Origin of the sequence: Caulobacter sp. CCNWLW153 (genome assembly GCF_036889365.1) — a bacterium.
Lineage (GTDB): Bacteria > Pseudomonadota > Alphaproteobacteria > Caulobacterales > Caulobacteraceae > Caulobacter > Caulobacter radicis.
On the sequence record NZ_JBAKFV010000004.1, the window covers coordinates 239,224 to 255,969 of the forward strand.

Sequence of the window (16,746 nt, forward strand, 5' to 3'; positions counted from 1 at the left end):
CCGAGGCGGGTTTTATCGCTTCCCGAGCCATCCGTTGTCGGCCATCCAATCCCGCAGCCGCTCCGGCCAGACCTTGATCGCGGCCTTCTCGGTGCGGAAGCCCATGTTGAAGGCGTGACCACCGCTCTGGAACAGGTGGAACTCGACCGGAACCCTGGCGGCGCGGAACTTCGCAAGCAGCTCCACCGGCGGCGCCGAGCAGCACTCGTCGTCGTTGGCCGCCAGGATGAAGGCCGGCGGCGCGTCGGCTGGGATCTTGTCGGGAATGCCGGTCGGGCCGGGATAGATCAGCACCTGGAAGTCCGGCCGGCCGCTGACCCGGTCGACGGCGTCGACCTTGGGATCCTTGGCGCTCGAGGCATAGACCGCCAGGTCGACGATCTCGCCGCCGCCGGAAAAACCCATCAGGCCGATCTTCTTCGGGTCGACGCCGAACTCGGCGGCGCGTGAGCGGACGACGCGAACGGCCCGCACCGCGTCCTGGCGGGCATGGTCGATCGTGTAGGGCGAGCCTTCCTCCTGGCTGAGGCGGTACTTCAGAACGAACACGGCCACGCCCACCGGATTGAGGACCTTGGCGACGTCGGTCCCCTCCGGGTGGATGACCAGCATCTTGTGGCCGCCGCCCGGCAGCACGATCACCGCCGCGCCCGTGGCCTTGTCGGCCGGCGGCAGATAGGCGGTCACCGATGGGTCGTTGATCGATTTCGCCCAGTATTCGGCCGACTGCTCGGGGATGGCCTTGCGGGCCTCGAAGTCCGGCGCGCCGTTCGGCCAAAGGGCCACGCGCTGCTGGGCCTGGGCCATGGCGGGCAGAGCCAGCGCGACGCCGGCGGCGAGGATCAGGCGGCGCATCACAGCTTCACCGTCCGGCCCTCGCGGGCGGCCTGATAGATGGCCTCGATGATCCGCAGGTCCTTCAGCCCCTCCTCGCCCGGCACGATCGGGTCGCGGCCGGTGAGGATGCATTCCGACAGGTGGTCGAGCTGGCCGGCGAACTGGCTCTTCTGCACCGCCGGCGGCGTGCGCGGCTTGGCCTGGCCGTCGAGATTGGCCCGCATCGTCTGGCCGCCGTAGCTGGTGGCCGGATCGATCTCGACCCAGCCCTTGGGACCGGACACGCGATAGCGGTTGCAGTTGGCGCTGTAGGTCGAGACGCAGTTGGCCGTCGCCCCGGACGGGAACAACAGCTGGAAATTGATGGTGTCCTCGACCTCGGCGAACACCGGGTTGGAGCGATCGGTCGACTCCATGGCGTTGACCGCGATCGGCTCCTCGCCGGTCAGGTAGCGGGCGGCATTGAGGCTGTAGATGCCGATGTCCATCAGGCTGCCGCCGCCCGACAGCGCCTTCTTCACCCGCCACATGTTCGGATCGCTGGCGGTCCAGCCGTGGTCGGCGACGATGGTGGCCACGGGGCCCAGCGCCCCGCCGCGCGCCAGGGCGATGGCGTCCAGGTTGTGCGGCTCGAAGCGGCTGCGATAGCCGATCATCAGCTTGCGGCCGGCGGCCTTGCAGGCGGCGATCATCGCCTCGCCGTCGGCGACCGAAGTCGCCATCGGCTTTTCGCACATCACGTGCTTGCCCGCCTTGGCGGCTCGCTCGGTGAAGGTGCGGTGCAGGCTGTTGGGCGTGACCACATAGACGATGTCGACGGTCGGATCGTCGATGATCCGATCGAAGGTGTCATAGGAATAGCGGCTCTTTTCCGGGATCCCGTACTGGGCGCCGTACTTGGCCAGCTTGTCCGGCGTGCCGCTGACCAGGGCGGTCAGCTTGGAGTGCTCGCATTCGGAAAAGCGCGGCATGATGATCTGGGTTGCGTAGTAGCCCAGGCCCAGCATCGCGTAGCCGAGCTTGCGGCCTTCGGCCTTGGCCTGGGCCAACGCGGCCGCCGGGGCCGTGGCGGCCATAGCGCCGGCCGCGAGGCCGGCCTGCAGGAACGTGCGCTTGTTCATCAAAACAGCCTCCCTTCGTGGAGCGCCCTCGTCCTTCGACAAGCTCAGGATGAGGGCTAATGCTAGCTCGACGCTCGCTTTGGATTCCTCACCCTGAGCTTGTCGAAGGGCGAGGAATTCTGGCTCACCAGACCAGTCCGGTCGTCTTCAGCCGCACCCGCGCCAGGGTCTTGTCGGCGGTCAGGAACAGAGTCTTGCCGTCCTCGCCGAAGGCGCAGTTGGCGATCGGGCCGCCGGTCTCGATGACGCCGATCAGCTCGCCCGCCGGGGTGATCACCAACACGCCGCCCGGGCCGGTGGCGTAGAGCCGCCCCTCGGTGTCCAGGCACATGCCGTCGGGCAGGCCAGGACCGCCGGCCTTGTGCAGGGCGGCCGCGTCGAAGAACACCTTGCGCGAGGTCGGCAGGCCGTCGGCGCCCAGGTCATAGGCCATGATCACCGGCCCGTTCGGGTCGGAGACAGCCACGTACAAGCGCTTCTCGTCGGGGCTCAGGGCCACGCCGTTGGGGAAGGTCAGCTTGTCGTCGACCACCGCCAGCGAACCGTCGGCGCGCAGCAGGTAGACGCCATTGAAGCTCAGTTCCTTGACCGGCGAGGCGTCCAGCCCTTCCAGGCCGTAGGGCGGGTCGGTGAAGTAGATCGCGCCCGACCTGGCCACGGCCAGGTCGTTGGGGCTGTTGAAGCGCTTGCCCTGGTAGCGGTCGACGACCACCGAGCGGGCCTTGGTCTTCAGATCGAGCTTCGTGATCGCGCGGTAGCCGTGATTGCAGACCAAGAGGTCGCCATGTGCGTCCAGGGCCATGCCGTTCGAGCCCGGCTCGCGGAAGATCTTGGTCGGCGGGCCGTCGTAGCCGGAGGGCGAAAGGAAGACGTCTTTGCCGTCCTTCTGGCTCCAGCGGTACATGATGTTGGCCGGCACGTCCGAGAAGACGAGGTACTGGCCGTCATTCACCCAGACCGGCCCCTCCGACCAGACGAAACCGTCGGCCAGCTTCTCGATCTTCGCATCGGGGGCGATCACCGCGTCCAGCGCGGGCGACAGGCGGCGGATGGAGCCCTGGGTCTGGGCGGCGGCTTGAGCGGACATGGAAAGGCCTCCGGCGGCGATGGCGGCGCCGGCTCCCAGAGCCAGCGTGACGGTGCGGCGCGTCGCGGTCATGCGTTGAGGCCTCCCTTGTGGTTCTTGCTTATGACAGCGATGTCATAGCAATGCCCGCCCAGGTTGGCGAGACGCCTTTCGCAACGCGGCGCGCGATTTGACGGATCAGGAGCGGACGCGCGGCACCGCGTCCAGCCAGCGGGCATAGGCCGCTTCCCGGGCGTGGACGGCCATGGCGGGCTTCAAGTCCTCGGCGGACGGGCGCGCCTGGGCGGCCGCCTCCGGAGAGTCGTAAAGCCCCGCGCCCAGCCCCGCGAACAGCGCCGCGCCCAGGGCCGTGGTCTCCTGGTAGCTGGAGCGGGCCACCGGCAGGCCGGTCAGGTCGGCCAGCCGCTGGCTGAACCAGGCGCTCTTCGACATGCCGCCGTCGATGCGCAGTTGGGCCTCGCCCGCGAAGGCGTCGGGCGCGTCGGCGCGCATCGCCTCGATCAGGTCACGACTCTGCAGGGCGCAGGCGTCGTAGGTGGCCGCGGCGATCTCGGGCAGGCCAGCGTCCCGGGTCAGGCCGAAGATCGCGCCCCGCGCCTTGGCGTCCCACCAGGGCGCGCCGAGGCCCGTGAAGGCCGGCACGACGACGACGCCATGGTCGGCCTTGGCGGCGCGCGCCAGGGCTTCCGCCGCGCGCGGACCGCCGGTGACGCCCAGCCCCTCGCCCAGCCACTGGATCGCGGCGCCGGCGACGAAGATCGAGCCTTCCAGGGCGTAGGTCGCCTGGCCGCCCACCCGCGCGGCCACCGTGGTCAGGAGGCGCGAGGCCGAGACCGGACGCGTCGCGCCCGTGTTCAGCAGCATGAAGCAGCCGGTGCCGTAGGTGGCCTTCATCTCGCCGGGGCGGATACAGCCCTGCCCCATCAGCGCCGCCTGCTGGTCGCCGGCCACGCCGCGGATCGGCAGCGGCCGGCCCAGCACCTGCGCGCCGACCTCGCCGAAGTCGGCCGCGCAATCGAGCACCTGCGGCAGCAGCGCGCGCGGCACGCCGAAAAGCTCCAGCATCTCGTAGGACCAGTCCTGGGCCTGGATGTCGAACAGCAAGGTGCGCGAGGCGTTGGTGGCGTCGGTGACGTGGCGCTCGCCGCCCGTCAGCTTCCAGATCGTCCAGGTGTCCATCGTCCCGGCCAGCAACTGGCCCGCCTGCGCCCTGGCCCGAGCGCCCGGCACGTTGTCGAGCAGCCAGGCGATCTTGGTGGCCGAGAAGTAAGGGTCCAGCAGCAGGCCGGTGACCGCGGTCACCTGTGCTTCCCTGCCGTCGTTTCGCAGCTTCTCGCAGGCCTCGGCGGTGCGGCGGTCCTGCCAGACGATGGCCGGGTGGATCGGGCGGCCCGTGGCCTTGTCCCAGACCACCACCGTCTCGCGCTGGTTGGTGATGCCCAGGGCCGCGACCTCGCCCAGGTCCGCGCCGGACTTTTCGACCGCCTCGCGGATAACCGCCACGCAGGCGGCGGCGATCTCCTCGGCGTCGTGCTCGACCCATCCGTCATGGGGATAGCTCTGGCGCAGCGGACGCCCGGCTTCGGCGACCGCCCGGCCCTCGTGGTCGAACAGGATGGCCCGGGTGCTGGTCGTTCCCTGGTCCAGAGCCAGGATCAGTGCTCGCCCCATACGCGTTTCCTCTTTCACATCCCCGGTTTCACCTGCGACAGAGCGCCGCTAGTCTCCGGGTTCCGTGGCTTGACCTGTTTAAGCATGTTTTCATCTGGGAACACCAAGGTAGCCACAGTCTCGTTTGGCGCCCGAGGAGGGTCGTGAGCCAAGCCGTACAGACCGCCGAACTTCTTGCCCTGGCCCGCAGCCGCGAGCCGGAAGACCGCGAACGCCTGCTCGCCGGCATCGTCGACCTCTGTGAAGCGGGCGAGGCGCAGGGCAGACCCGCCGCCCCCGAGATCCAGGTCCTGCTCGATTCGATCTTCATGACCCTGGTGGTCGAGGCCGAGCGCGATATCCGCCAGCGGCTGGCCGAACGCCTGGCCGACGCGAGTTGGGCCCCGTCGGCCCTGGTCAACATCCTGGCCCTCGACGAGATCGAGATCGCCCGCCCGATCATCGCCCGCAGTCCGGTGCTGCAGGACCACGACCTGATCCGCCTGCTGGTGCAGGCCACCCTGGAGCACCAGATCGAGGTCGCGCGCCGCCCCGGCCTGCGCGCGCCAGTGGTCGAGGCCATCCTCTCGCAGAGCGAGCCAGCCGTGCTGACCGCCCTGGCCGGCAACGCCAGCGCCGAGATCAACCAGGACGCCATGGGCCGCCTCGTGGCCCAGGCCAAGGAGGTCGTGGCCCTGCGCTCGCCCCTGGCCCGCCATCCCGGCCTGTCGCCCCTGCTGGCCGAACAGCTCTATCTGTGGGTCGGCCGCGCCCTGCGCGACGCCCTCGCCGGCCGCTTCGACCTGGATCCCGCCAAGATGCAGGCCGCCGTCGAAGAGGCCACCCACGCCGCCCACCTGGGCCTTCTGCCCTCCGCCCCTGCCGCGGTGGCCATCGAGGACGAGGCCGATCGCGAGGAGATGGAGGCCGCGCTGGTCGAGAAGCTCGACGCCGCCGGCCAGCTGCGCCCGGGCTACCTGCTGCGGGTGCTGCGCGAGGGCCGCCTGCCGCTGTTCGTCTTCGCCATGGCGCGCCTTGGCCGTTTCGACGTGCGTCAGGTGCGCCGCGCCATCGACAGCAACCGCCCCGAACTGCTGGCTCTCGCCTGCTCGGCGGTCGGCATCGACCGCAGCGTCTTTCCGACCATCCTCGAGCACGTGCGCCAACTGAACGGCGGCCGTCCCGGCGGCGGCGCGGAAGCCGCCCGCAAGGCCAGCGGCGCCTTCGGCCCGTTCCGCCCCGACATCGCCGCCATGGCCTTTCGCCAGGCCGTCAGCGCCGCCTGACGGAGCCGGCGAGAGCGCCGTTTGACAAGCAGGCGGCGATCCCGCCACTTGGGGCGGCATGTTCCAAGCCCAGCCGTACTCGACTCGCCTGACCTTCAAGGCCAGCGACCGCCCCGAAGCCCAGGAGGCCCGCGAGCGCCTGGCCGCCCGCTACGGCGACGCCGGCGATGACGCCCAGATCGTCGTCGCCCTCGGCGGCGACGGCTTCATGCTGGAAATGCTGCACGAGACGATCCTGAACCAGAAGCCCATCTACGGCATGAACCGCGGCTCGGTCGGCTTCCTGATGAACGAATACAGCGAGGACGAACTGCTGGCGCGGATCAACGCCGCCGAGCGCGCCGTCATCCATCCGCTGGCCATGGTCGCCATCGACTCGCGCCGCCGACAGCACCGGGCGCTGGCGATCAACGAGGTCTCGATGCTGCGCCAGACCCGCCAGACGGCCAAACTGCGCATCTCGATCGACGGCAAGGTGCGGATGGGCGAACTGGTCTGCGACGGCGCCCTGGTGGCCACCCCGGCCGGCTCGACCGCCTACAATCTCTCGGCCCATGGACCGATCATCCCGCTCGGCGCCCAGGTGCTGGCCCTGACCCCGATCAGCGCCTTCCGCCCGCGTAGGTGGCGGGGCGCGCTTTTGCCGCAGAGCGCGAGGGTGACGTTCGAGGTCCTGGAATGCGATAAGAGACCCGTCAGCGCCGTGGCCGACAACTACGAGGTCCGCGACGTCGTCGAGGTGCATATCTCCGAGGACCGGGGTTCGACCCTGTCGATGTTGTTCGACGCGGGCCGCAGTCTTGAGGAGCGCGTACTGACAGAACAGTTCTCGGCCTAGCCGGGAACGTCGGAAACCCGACACGGGCCTGTGGAGTGAAACCTTCGTCTCACTCATTGTTAACGCCTGTCGTGTGACCGTTCCCTAAGTAACGCCGACGGGGAGGCGACCCGATGAACAAGCCCACCGCTGAGGTGATCCAGGTGCCGAACATGCTCAAGCTCAAGGTGGGCGGACGCGGCGGCATCGACATGGCCGCGATCGCCAAGGCCGAAGCCGCGCTCAAGAGCCTGTCGGGCAATTTCGCCCAATGGCTGAACGACGAGATCGTCAAGCTGGAAGCCGCCCGCCAGGGCGTGCGCGCCGACGGCCTCAACGCCCAGACCGTCGAAACCCTCTATCTGCGCGCCCACGACCTGAAGGGCCTGGGGGCCACCTACGAATTCCCGCTGATCACGCGCCTGGCCGCCTCGCTGTGCAAGCTGATCGACGATCCGGCGACGCGCCTGCAGGCGCCGATGTTCCTGGTCGACGCCCACATCGACGCGATCAAGGCCTGCGTCCGCGACGACATCAAGACCGACGAGCACCCCGTGGGCCGCGCCCTGGCGCTGGAACTGGAAGGTCGCGTGGCCGAGTACCTGGCCGGCTGATCGGTCGGATACAGAACCTGAAAACAAGAAAGCCGGGGCCATCGCCCCGGCTTTCTTCGTTCTGGGCCGCGCCCTCGACTACTCGCCGATCCCGTTCAGGCGCTTGGCGGCCAGAACGGTGTTGGCCAGCAGGCAGGCGATGGTCATGGGTCCCACGCCGCCCGGCACGGGGGTGATGGCCGAAGCCACGGCCTTGACCTCGTCGAAGGCCACGTCGCCCACCAGGCGGGTCTTGCCGTCGTCCTTGGGGATGCGGTTGATGCCGACGTCGATGACCACCGCTCCGGGCTTGACCCAGTCGGCCTTGACCATCTGGGGACGGCCGACGGCGGCCACGACGATATCGGCCTCGCGGACGACGGCCGGCAGGTCCTTGGTGCGCGAATGGGCGATGGTGACGGTGCAGTCGGCCGCCAGCAGCAGCTGAGCCATCGGCTTGCCCATCAGGTTCGAGCGGCCGATGACCACGGCTCGCTTGCCCGACAGCTCGCCCAGCTGGTCGCGCAGCAGCATCATGCAGCCGGTCGGGGTGCAGGGCGTCAGGGCCGGCAGGCCGCTGGCCAGGCGACCGGCGTTGGCCACGGTCAGGCCGTCGACGTCCTTGTCGGGCGAGATGGCGGCGACCACGTCGGCCTGGCTGATGTGGTCGGGCACCGGGAACTGGACCAGCACGCCGTGCACGGCCGGATCGGAGTTCAAGCGCTCGACCAGGGCCAGGAGCTCGGCCTGCGAGGTCTCGGCCGGCAGGCGATGGGTCTCCGAATGCATGCCCGCTTCCAGGGTCTGCTCGCCCTTGCTGCGCACATAGACCTGGCTGGCCGGATCCTCGCCCACCAGCACGACGGCCAGGCCGGGCGTCAGGCCGTGCTCCGCCTTCAGGGCCGCGACCTCGGCGGCGATGGTCTGGCGCAGGCGGGCGGCGAAGGCCTTCCCGTCGATGATGGCGGCTTCTGACATGTGGGGGCGCTCCTGTGCGCGCTCCCCTAACGTCTCGCCCGCCTGGGTGCAACGTCCAAACGGGCGCCCGCTTTGCGTCACGGCGCTGGCGTGAGCGTCGTTCTTTCGTGCTAGAGCCAGAACGATGGAATCCGCTTCCGCCGCGCTTCGCGCCGACGTCGTCCTGGTGGGCGGCGGACTGGCCAACAGCCTGATCGCCCTGCGCCTCAAGGCGCTGCGGCCAGGCCTGCGCGTGCTGTTGCTGGAACGCGAGCCCACCATCGGCGGCGAACACACCTGGTGCCACTTCGAGACCGACGTCGACGCGGCCATCGGCGGCTGGCTGCGGCCGCTGATCGTGCACCGTTGGACCGGCTACGAAGTGCGCTTCCCCGCCCACAGGCGCAGTCTGCCCACCCCCTATCTGGCCATCACCTCGAAGCGCCTGCACGAGGTGGTGAGCCGCATGCTCGGCCCCGACGCCTGGACGAGCATCGCCGTCGTCGACGTCAATCCGCACCAGGTGACCCTGGCCGACGGACGCCGCATCGTCGCCGGCGCGGTGATCGACGGCCGCGGGGCCCGCCGCAGCAAGCGCCTGGCGCTCGGCTGGCAGAAGTTCGTCGGCCAGGACCTGCGCCTTTCCGCGCCCCACGGCCTTGCCGCCCCGATCATCATGGACGCCACGGTGCCGCAGACCGACGGCTACCGCTTCGTCTACGTCCTGCCGCTCGACGCCCATCGCCTGCTGATCGAGGACACCCGCTATAGCGACGGCCCCGGCCTCGACCGCACCTCGCTGGGCGCCGCCATCGCCGACTACGCCAAGGCCCAGGGCTGGACCATCGAGGCGGTCGAGCGCGAGGAGCACGGCGTGCTGCCCATCGCCCTTGGCGGCGACATCGACGCCTACTGGCAGGAAGCCCGCCCACAGGTGGCCGAGGTCGGCCTGCGCGCCGCCCTCTTCCAGCCGACCACGGGCTATTCCCTGCCCGACGCCGCCCGGCTGGCCGACAGGGTCGCCGCCCTGCCCCGCATCACCAGCGCCAGCGTTCGCGCCTGCGTCGAGGCCTACTCCAAGGCGACTTGGCGCAAGCGGCGCTTCCTGCGCCTGCTCAACCGCATGCTGTTCCGCGCCTGCGCGCCGGAAGAGCGCTATCGAGTGCTGGAGCGGTTCTACCGGCTATCGGTCCCGCTCATTCAGCGCTTCTATGCGGCGCGCCTGACCTGGCGCGACAAGGCCAGGGTGCTGATCGGCAAGCCGCCGGTGCCGATCGGCGCCGCCATGAAGTGCATAAGCGAGAGTTCCGTGTTCGGAGGACAAGACGCATGAACGCCCACGCCCCGGTCCCGCCCCGTCCCAAGGCGGCCGTCATCGGCGCCGGCTTCGGCGGCCTGTCGCTGGCCGTGCGCCTGCAGTCGCAGGGTTTCGACGTCACACTGTACGAGGGTCGCGAGAAGCCAGGCGGCCGCGCCTATGTCTGGGAGCAGGAAGGCTTCACCTTCGACGCCGGCCCCACCGTCGTCACCGACCCGGACTGCCTGAAGGAACTGTTCGAACTCTCGGGCCGCCGCATCGAGGACTATGTCGACCTGCTGCCGGTCGATCCCTTCTATCGCCTGCTGTGGGAAGACGGCGACGTCTTCGACTACGTCAACGACCAGGAGGGCCTGGACCGCCAGATCGCCGCCCGCAACCCGGCCGACGTCGAGGGCTACCGCCGCTTCCACGACTATTCCGAGGAGCTGTACCAGAAGGGCTATGTGGAACTGGGCGCGGTGCCGTTCCTCGACTTCGGCTCGATGATCGCCGCCGCGCCGTCGCTGATGAAGCTGCAGGCCTGGCGCAGCGTCTATGACAAGGTCGCCGGCTTCGTGAAGGACGAGCATGTCCGCCAGGCCCTGTCGTTCCATAGCCTGCTGGTCGGCGGCAGCCCGTTCGCCACCTCGTCGATCTACGCCCTGATCCACGCGCTGGAGCGTCGCGGCGGCGTCTGGTTCCCGCGCGGCGGCACCCACGCCCTGGTGCGGGCCCTGGCCAAGCTGTTCACCGACCTGGGCGGCAAGCTGCACCTGTCGCACCCCGTCGAGCGCATCGCCGTGCGCGAGGGCCGAGTCACGGGCGTTGTGACCCGAGAAGGCTTCGAGGCCTTCGACACCGTCGCCTCCAACGCCGACGTCATGCACACCTACCGCCACCTGCTGCGCGAGGAGCCGCGCGGCCAGAAGGTGGGCAAGGCGCTGGAGAACAAGCGCTGGAGCCCGTCGCTGTTCGTGGTCTATTTCGGCCTCAAGACCCAGCACCCCGAGATCCGCCACCACACCATCTGCTTCGGCAACCGCTATCGCGAGCTGATCGGCGAGATCTACGGCAAGAACGCCCTGGCCGAGGACTTCTCGCTCTACCTGCACCACCCCACCGCCAGCGACCCCGACATGGCCCCGGAAGGCTGCTCGACCTTCTACGCCCTCTCGCCCGTGCCCAATCTCGAGACCGCCGACATCGACTGGTCGGTCGAGGGGCCCAAGTACCGCGACCGCATCCTGGCCTATCTGGAAGAGCACTACATTCCGGGCCTGACCGCCGACCTGGTCACCAGCCGCTTCATCACCCCGGACGATTTCGTGAAGGACCTCAACGCCTGGAAGGGCGCGGCCTTCTCGCTGGAGCCGATCCTGACCCAGAGCGCCTTCTTCCGCACCCACAACCGCGACGACGTGATCCCCAACCTCTACTTCGTCGGCGCTGGCACCCATCCGGGCGCGGGCATTCCTGGCGTCGTGGGCAGCGCCAAGGCCACGGCCGGGCTGATGATCGACGACTTCGCCACCCAGGCTTCGGCGGCCGAATGAGCGCTCTGGAAGCATCCGATCTCGAAGCCCAGAGCCGCGAGGCGATCCAGAAGGGCTCCAAGAGCTTCGCGGCCGCCGCGGCGCTGTTCGACGCCCAGACCCGCGCCGACGCCGAGATGCTGTACGCCTGGTGCCGGCACTGCGACGACGTCATTGACGGCCAGACCCTGGGTCACGGCATGAGCCCGGTGGCCGACGCGCCGGCGCGATTGGCCGCGCTCTACGCCCAGACGCGCAGCGCCCTGGCCGGCGAGACCCCCAGCGATCCGGTGTTCGCCGCCTTCCAGACCGTGGCCCTGCGACGCGGCATTCCCGAGCGCTACGCCCTCGACATGATCGACGGCTTTTCCATGGACGTCGAAGGCCGCGGCTACGAGACGCTGGAAGACCTGCTGGCCTATTGCTGGGGCGTGGCCGGCGTCGTCGGCGCGATGATGGCCATCGTCATGGGCGTGCCGGCCAGCGACCTGCCGACACTGCGCCGGGCCCAGGACCTGGGCCTGGGCTTCCAGCTGACCAACATCGCCCGCGACATCGTCGAGGACGCCCGAAACGACCGGGTCTACGTCCCGCGCGCCTGGCTGGCTGAGCTTTCGCTGCCCGTTGAGCAGCTGACCGACCCGCCCCGCCGCGCCGACGTCGCCTCCCTCGCCCGTCGCCTGGTGCAAGCCGCCGAGCCCTACTACGCCTCGGCCCGCTGGGGCCTGCGCGACCTGCCCGTCCGTTCTGCCTGGGCGATCGCGGCGGCCCGCGGCGTCTATCGCCAGATCGGCCTGGACGTGGTCTCGGCCGGCCCTGCCGCCTGGGACGAGCGCGTGGTCGTCAGTGGGCGGATGAAGGCCTGGCGCGCGCTGGAAGGCGGCATCGTCGCCCTGCGCTCGGCGACGCTGGACCGGCTGGGCAAGACGCCCGAGCGGCCGGCTATGTGGTCGAAGATTTAGACCGACTTCCCCTCCCACCTATCCTCCCGTCATTCCCGCCCTTGTGGCGGGAAACCCTCCATCAGCCACAAGGACGGATGGGGCGGCGTGCTGAGCACGCCGCTGGCGCCTCACGTGCGAACGGACTCAGAGGTTCCCGCCACAAGGGCGGGAATGACGGGAGAAATGGAATGGCTCGGGAGGAAGACACCCTACCGCTCCAGTTCCCGATCCGGGAACGCCAGCTTCACCGCCAGGGCCACGAACAGCACCCAGCGGAAGTCGTTGTACGCCACCGCGATGCTCTCGGTCAGGGCCACAAGGCTGTAGACGACCAGGAACGGGAAGGCGAGCAAGGCGCCCCGGTCGCGGAACACGGCGATCAAGGCCAGCGTCATGGTCTGGATATAGAACAGGCCCCAGGCGGCCATGCCGAACAGGCCCATGCCCAGCCACTGCTCCAGCCAGGAATTGTGCGCGTGCTGGGCCTGGAAGCCGGCGTTCTTGCTGATCCAGGCGAAGGGCCCCCAGCCGCTCTTGTCGCCCCAGATGGCGTGATAGCCGAAGCCCAGCCACGGCCGCTCCTGGATCTCGACCAGGGCCGCGCTCCAGATCTTGGTGCGGCCCGTCAGCGTGGCGTCCTTGCCCAGGATGGCGAAGAACACGTCCGAGGCCAGCACGACGAAGGCGATCAGCAGGCCAAAGCCCGTCACCGCCGTCCAGGTCGCCGCCGTGCCCGCCGCCGGGCCGCGCCGGGCGATCAGCACGAAGCCCAGGGCCGCCACGCCCAGCATCAGCGACACCAGCGAGGTCTTCGAGGTCGACATCAGGACGAGGCCGACCGCGAGCGCCGCGAAGCCCCACCACATCTTGGCCCGCCTGGGGTTCAGGAGGGCGGCGGCCGAGACGATGCAGAAGCCGAAGGCCATCATGCCGCCCAGGCCGTTCTTCTCGCGCCACAGGCCGCGCCAGGCGCCGGGGAACAGCTCGGTCATCACCCCGATGCGCGGCACGGCGATGCAGACCACGTAGGAGGCGATGATCAGCACCGCGAAGGTGGCGGCGAATACCTCGGCCAGCTCCCGCCAACGGAAGCGCGCGGCCAGGGCCACGCCGCCCAGCGTCGTGCAGGTCACCGCGAAGGCGCGGCGCGTGGTGACGTCCGGCGCGATCGACCAGAAGGTCGACAGGCAGACGATCCCGATCAGGGCGAACAGGAACGGCTGGCGGATGCTGGCGCGGAGGCTGTTGCGCGGGTCCAGGGCGATCAGGCCAAAGCCCGCGGCATAGGCCGGCAGGTAGGCGACGCGCAGGATGGCCGAGCCGGCCTCGTCGGCGTTCTCGCCCACCAGCGGCAGTTCCCAGCCGCCGCTGTAGAGCAGCAGCAGGAACACCGCGGCGGTGAAGATGGCGATCTGGGGAAACAGGAGCCTCGGCGGCGCGACGCTGACCGGTCCGCCGTAGGACGAGGTCACGGCAGTATGGCCCGCAGGAAGCTCGGCGGCGTCACCGAGGCCTGGTTGAAGAACACGCCGGCGCAGCGACCGCCGGCCGAGGCCAGGGCGTCGCGCAGCAGGCCCGGCGGCCGCACGTCGGCCTCCTGGGCGCTGACCACCAGGATGGTCTGGTCCATGTGCTGGGCGATGGTGAGCGCCGCCTGCGAACTGTCGGCCGACGGGCAGTCGACGACGATGATCTCGGCGTGACGGCGCAAGCCGGCCCAGTATTCGACGCCCGGCAGGATGTGGGCCTTCTGGCGGCCGCGCAGGGCCTCGCGCTTGAAGCGGGTGACCCACAGGCGCGGTCCGCCGACGCTATGGGCGGCGATGTACTTGGCGTCGGGCCACACGCCGCCGTCGGGACGAGGCGCCGGCGGCTGCACGGTGAAGAACATCGAGCCGTCGGGGCTGGCCGCCGCGCCCGAGCCCAGCTGGCCGTAGCGGTCGGGCTGGGCGGCGATGGCCTGGTATTGCGGCGAGGTGGTGAGATCCAGATCGATCAGCCAGGTCCGGCGGCCGGCGCGCCTGGAGGCGAAGCGGGCGAACTCGCGGGCGACCGTCGAGGTCCCCTCCCCGCGCCTGGCCGACACGAACTGGACGACGTGCGCACGGCCGGCCGCAGGGGCGCCGAGCGACCCCCACAGTTCCGCCATTTCCACGTTCAAATCCACCATTCGCCCGAATCGCCGCGCGTTGAAGACCGTTGAAACTAATGCCTAACCATGTTCGCGCGAAAGGCGACCAAATCGCCCACTCGGACCTTAGGCCGCGCGCTTGACGCCGGCGGTCGCCAGGACCGGCAGGCCAAGGGTGCGCGAGGCCGAGGCCGGGGTCTGCAGGCCAGGGCGCAGCAGCATCCGCACCAGGCCCGCGCAGGCGGCGGTGAAGGCCGCGAACAGGAAGGCCAGCACCAGCACCGGCTTCTTCAGGCTCTTGCCCTCCGACGGCGCGACAGCGCGCTGGACGATGCGGATGTTGTCGCTGCTCTCGGCCGACATCTGGCGCTGGGCCTCGTCCTGCTGCTCCTTGACGGTGAAGTCGCGGACATTGGCCGACAGCACGTCGCGGTCGCGGGTCAGCTGGTTGAACTGCGGCTCCAGTTGGGCCAGGCGCAGCAGGCGCTCGTTCACTTCCTGCACCTGCATGGCGTAGGCGCCTTGCGACTCGCGCAGGGCGGCGACTTCCGCCGACAGGTCGTTGCGGGTCGATTGCAGGGTCTGCCAGATCGGGTTGGGACCGCTGCGGCGCGCGCCCTCGCCGTTGGTGCGACCACTGGCCACGCCCTGCTCAAGCTGGGCGATCTGGGCGTCGATGTCGCGCACAGGCTGGGCGTTGGGCAGGTAGCGGGCCAAGAGGCCCTCGCGGTCGAGCTTCAGCTGGGCCAGCTTGCTCGAGGCCGACATGTCCTGGTCGCGATAGAGCACGGCCTCCGACGGCGTGCGGGAGAGCTCGGCCTGCACGGCGGCAAGACGCCCCTGGCGATCCTGCAACTGGGCGTCGATCGAGTACTTCTGGGCCTCGACCTGGGCCTGCAGCTGGGTCAGGGCCGTCTTCTGGGCGGTGAAGTCGCCGATGTCGTTGGTCTGCAGGAAAGCCTGATAGGCGGTGTCGGTCTCGGCCAGGCGTTGCTCGAAGCTGTCGCGCTGGCGCGACAGCACCTTGTCGTCGTCGTTGATCAGCAGGCTGCGGCGATAGATCAGGTACTCTTCCAGCAGGGTGTTCAGCACCTTCTCGGCCGTTTCCGGGTCCTGGTGCTGGTACGACAGGCGGATGATCGAATTGTCGGGCGCGGTCTCGATCTTCAGGCTGCGGCCGACGCTGTCGCGTCCCTGGGCGATCATCTTGCGCTTCTGGTCGGGGCTCGCCGCGGCGTACTTGGCGCCGGCGTCCGGGAACACGGTGGCGAAGCCCAGCTTGCGGATCACCCGCTCGCGCAGTTCGCCGCTGCCCAGGATCTCGCTTTCCGACTGGATCACCTGGTCGACGTCGGGCACCGCGCCGCGGGCGGCGTCGCCGGCGCGCGGCTCGTAGACATATTCCTGGCCCAGGCGGACGAACAGGCTGGAGCTGGCGGTGTAGGACTTCTTCAGCGTGAAGGCGAAGGCAGCGCCCAGGAATAGGATCACCAGGAACACGCCCAGCATCAGCCAGCGTTCACGCCACAGCAGGGTGATGAAATCGGTCGGCGCATAGCGGGCCCGCGCCGCCCAGTCGCGTCGCGACGGCGGGTCGTGCGGCACGCTGGTCCAGGCGCTCGTCGACATGCGAATCCAATGGGTCCAAACTTCCACACGACCCTGGGGCTCCCGGGCTTAAGGTTTGGTTACCTATGTTTGGTAAGAGTCGTCGCATGGATCGGCGCATCGCTCTCTCCACCGCCCTGGCCCTGTCGCTCGCGAGCGCCGGCCTCTCGGCCTGCGGCCACGTCGACGGCGAGCCGCTGACGCCTGCCCCGCGGCCCACCGGCCAGTTTCCCAACATCGGCTACGCCGACTGGAGCGAGAGCGAGCCAGCCTATCGCTTCTATCCGGGCGACGAGCTGGAGGTGACCGTACCTTCGGCCACGGAGCTTAATAAGTCGGTGGTGGTGCAGCCCGACGGCCGCGTCGCTTTGCCGCTGGTCGGACCGGTGATGGCCGCCGACCGCACGATCGAGGAACTCGAGGACTCTCTGACCCGGGCCTACGGCCAGCAGCTGCTGCGCCCGCAGGTGCAGGTGGCGGTGAAGGCGACGGCCCCGCTGAAGGTGTTCGTCGGCGGCGAGGTCGGCAATCCCGGCGTCTACGACATGGCCGGCGACGGCGACGCCCTGCGGGCCGTGATCCAGGCCGGCGGGTTCAAGAGCTCGTCCAAGCGCAGCCAGGTCATCATCATCCGGCGCGGCCCGGACGGCCGGGCCATGATGCGGACGGCGGATCTTCTGAAGGGTCTGACCGACCCGCGCGGCGCGGACCTGGTGCCGCTTCGCCGCTTCGACATCGTCTACGTGCCGCGCAGCGGGGCGGCGGAGACGGGCCTGTTCATGCAGCAGTACTTCCGAGACCTGCTGCCGATCAGCTTCAGCTACGCCATCAACGGCTTCAGCAACTGAGCTGGAAAGTCACGGCCGGATCCAGAGAGCGTCCG

General features: G+C 69.5%; 15 protein-coding genes. 7 read left to right on the forward strand and 8 right to left on the reverse strand.

All coding sequences use genetic code 11. The features are described from left to right. Positions 1 to 12: 12 nt before the first annotated feature. From V6S85_RS08665 to glpK, 4 genes are all read right to left on the reverse strand, one after another. A complete protein-coding gene (locus V6S85_RS08665; RefSeq protein WP_334348696.1) occupies positions 13 to 855 on the reverse strand; it encodes an alpha/beta hydrolase in 843 nt (280 codons plus the stop codon). After that, the gene (locus V6S85_RS08670; protein ID WP_334348697.1) at positions 855 to 1,958 is read right to left on the reverse strand and encodes a Gfo/Idh/MocA family protein; all 1,104 of its coding nucleotides are present in this window, start codon (positions 1,956 to 1,958) and stop codon (positions 855 to 857) included. Before V6S85_RS08670 ends, V6S85_RS08665 begins: the two co-directional genes overlap by 1 nt. 124 nt (positions 1,959 to 2,082) lie before the next feature. Next, positions 2,083 to 3,117: an SMP-30/gluconolactonase/LRE family protein gene (locus V6S85_RS08675; protein ID WP_334348698.1), complete on the reverse strand. Its 1,035-nt coding sequence runs from the start codon at positions 3,115 to 3,117 to the stop codon at positions 2,083 to 2,085. Positions 3,118 to 3,222: 105 nt separating this feature from the next. Beyond that, positions 3,223 to 4,716, reverse strand: coding sequence for a glycerol kinase GlpK (gene glpK, locus V6S85_RS08680; protein WP_334348699.1), 1,494 nt, complete (start codon positions 4,714 to 4,716; stop codon positions 3,223 to 3,225). Positions 4,717 to 4,859: 143 nt separating this feature from the next. On the opposite strand from glpK, the gene V6S85_RS08685 reads away from it, so the two are divergent. The 3 genes from V6S85_RS08685 to V6S85_RS08695 all read left to right on the forward strand — a co-directional run bounded on the left by V6S85_RS08685 (position 4,860) and on the right by V6S85_RS08695 (position 7,412). Further along, entirely contained in the window at positions 4,860 to 5,981 is a 1,122-nt protein-coding gene (locus V6S85_RS08685; RefSeq protein ID WP_334348700.1) for a DUF2336 domain-containing protein, read from the forward strand. A 58-nt stretch (positions 5,982 to 6,039) separates the two neighbouring features. Beyond that, positions 6,040 to 6,819, forward strand: a complete 780-nt coding sequence (locus V6S85_RS08690) for an NAD kinase (RefSeq protein ID WP_058350522.1) — start codon at positions 6,040 to 6,042, stop codon at positions 6,817 to 6,819. A 113-nt stretch (positions 6,820 to 6,932) separates the two neighbouring features. After that, positions 6,933 to 7,412 (forward strand): Hpt domain-containing protein, encoded by a 480-nt coding sequence (locus V6S85_RS08695; RefSeq protein WP_109099393.1) that lies wholly within the window; start codon positions 6,933 to 6,935, stop codon positions 7,410 to 7,412. A 78-nt stretch (positions 7,413 to 7,490) separates the two neighbouring features. On the opposite strand, the gene folD is transcribed toward V6S85_RS08695, so the two are convergent. Further along, positions 7,491 to 8,369 (reverse strand): bifunctional methylenetetrahydrofolate dehydrogenase/methenyltetrahydrofolate cyclohydrolase FolD, encoded by an 879-nt coding sequence (gene folD, locus V6S85_RS08700; protein ID WP_116489403.1) that lies wholly within the window; start codon positions 8,367 to 8,369, stop codon positions 7,491 to 7,493. A 124-nt stretch (positions 8,370 to 8,493) separates the two neighbouring features. Between folD and crtY the strand changes: the two genes are divergently transcribed. From crtY to V6S85_RS08715, 3 genes are read left to right on the forward strand one after another with little or no spacing between them, the layout of a single operon-like run. Beyond that, positions 8,494 to 9,681, forward strand: coding sequence for a lycopene beta-cyclase CrtY (gene crtY, locus V6S85_RS08705; RefSeq protein ID WP_334348701.1), 1,188 nt, complete (start codon positions 8,494 to 8,496; stop codon positions 9,679 to 9,681). Next, the gene (locus V6S85_RS08710) at positions 9,678 to 11,201 is read left to right on the forward strand and encodes a phytoene desaturase (RefSeq protein WP_334348702.1); all 1,524 of its coding nucleotides are present in this window, start codon (positions 9,678 to 9,680) and stop codon (positions 11,199 to 11,201) included. The genes crtY and V6S85_RS08710 overlap by 4 nt, the downstream gene beginning before the upstream one ends. Further along, complete coding sequence (locus V6S85_RS08715) at positions 11,198 to 12,142, forward strand: phytoene/squalene synthase family protein (protein ID WP_334348703.1); 945 nt, start codon at positions 11,198 to 11,200, stop codon at positions 12,140 to 12,142. Before V6S85_RS08710 ends, V6S85_RS08715 begins: the two co-directional genes overlap by 4 nt. Before the next feature lie 191 nt (positions 12,143 to 12,333). Here the strand turns inward: V6S85_RS08715 and V6S85_RS08720 are convergent, their stop codons facing one another. From V6S85_RS08720 to V6S85_RS08730, 3 genes are all read right to left on the reverse strand, one after another. Further along, positions 12,334 to 13,548, reverse strand: coding sequence for an O-antigen ligase family protein (locus tag V6S85_RS08720; RefSeq protein WP_334348777.1), 1,215 nt, complete (start codon positions 13,546 to 13,548; stop codon positions 12,334 to 12,336). A gap of 44 nt (positions 13,549 to 13,592) precedes the next feature. Further along, entirely contained in the window at positions 13,593 to 14,273 is a 681-nt protein-coding gene (locus V6S85_RS08725; protein WP_334348704.1) for a sugar kinase, read from the reverse strand. Between the two features lie 108 nt (positions 14,274 to 14,381). Next, positions 14,382 to 15,884, reverse strand: coding sequence for a GumC family protein (locus V6S85_RS08730; protein WP_116570071.1), 1,503 nt, complete (start codon positions 15,882 to 15,884; stop codon positions 14,382 to 14,384). Positions 15,885 to 15,970: 86 nt separating this feature from the next. Here V6S85_RS08730 and V6S85_RS08735 point away from each other — a divergent pair, with 86 nt between their 5' ends. Beyond that, positions 15,971 to 16,711, forward strand: a complete 741-nt coding sequence (locus V6S85_RS08735; RefSeq protein WP_334348705.1) for a polysaccharide biosynthesis/export family protein — start codon at positions 15,971 to 15,973, stop codon at positions 16,709 to 16,711. The last annotated feature ends 35 nt before the right edge of the window (positions 16,712 to 16,746 follow it).

Bases quoted from the DNA above. Each gene is read 5' to 3' on its own strand.
- crtY (WP_334348701.1), top strand. From the start codon at position 8,494: ATGGAATCCGCTTCCGCCGCGCTTCGCGCCGACGTCGTCCTGGTGGGC.
- folD (WP_116489403.1), bottom strand. From the start codon at position 8,369: ATGTCAGAAGCCGCCATCATCGACGGGAAGGCCTTCGCCGCCCGCCTG.
- V6S85_RS08675 (WP_334348698.1), bottom strand. From the start codon at position 3,117: ATGACCGCGACGCGCCGCACCGTCACGCTGGCTCTGGGAGCCGGCGCC.
- V6S85_RS08725 (WP_334348704.1), bottom strand. From the start codon at position 14,273: ATGGCGGAACTGTGGGGGTCGCTCGGCGCCCCTGCGGCCGGCCGTGCG.
- V6S85_RS08690 (WP_058350522.1), top strand. From the start codon at position 6,040: ATGTTCCAAGCCCAGCCGTACTCGACTCGCCTGACCTTCAAGGCCAGC.
- V6S85_RS08715 (WP_334348703.1), top strand. From the start codon at position 11,198: ATGAGCGCTCTGGAAGCATCCGATCTCGAAGCCCAGAGCCGCGAGGCG.
- V6S85_RS08710 (WP_334348702.1), top strand. From the start codon at position 9,678: ATGAACGCCCACGCCCCGGTCCCGCCCCGTCCCAAGGCGGCCGTCATC.
- V6S85_RS08735 (WP_334348705.1), top strand. From the start codon at position 15,971: ATGGATCGGCGCATCGCTCTCTCCACCGCCCTGGCCCTGTCGCTCGCG.
- V6S85_RS08730 (WP_116570071.1), bottom strand. From the start codon at position 15,884: ATGTCGACGAGCGCCTGGACCAGCGTGCCGCACGACCCGCCGTCGCGA.
- V6S85_RS08665 (WP_334348696.1), bottom strand. From the start codon at position 855: ATGCGCCGCCTGATCCTCGCCGCCGGCGTCGCGCTGGCTCTGCCCGCC.
- glpK (WP_334348699.1), bottom strand. From the start codon at position 4,716: ATGGGGCGAGCACTGATCCTGGCTCTGGACCAGGGAACGACCAGCACC.
- V6S85_RS08695 (WP_109099393.1), top strand. From the start codon at position 6,933: ATGAACAAGCCCACCGCTGAGGTGATCCAGGTGCCGAACATGCTCAAG.
- V6S85_RS08670 (WP_334348697.1), bottom strand. From the start codon at position 1,958: ATGAACAAGCGCACGTTCCTGCAGGCCGGCCTCGCGGCCGGCGCTATG.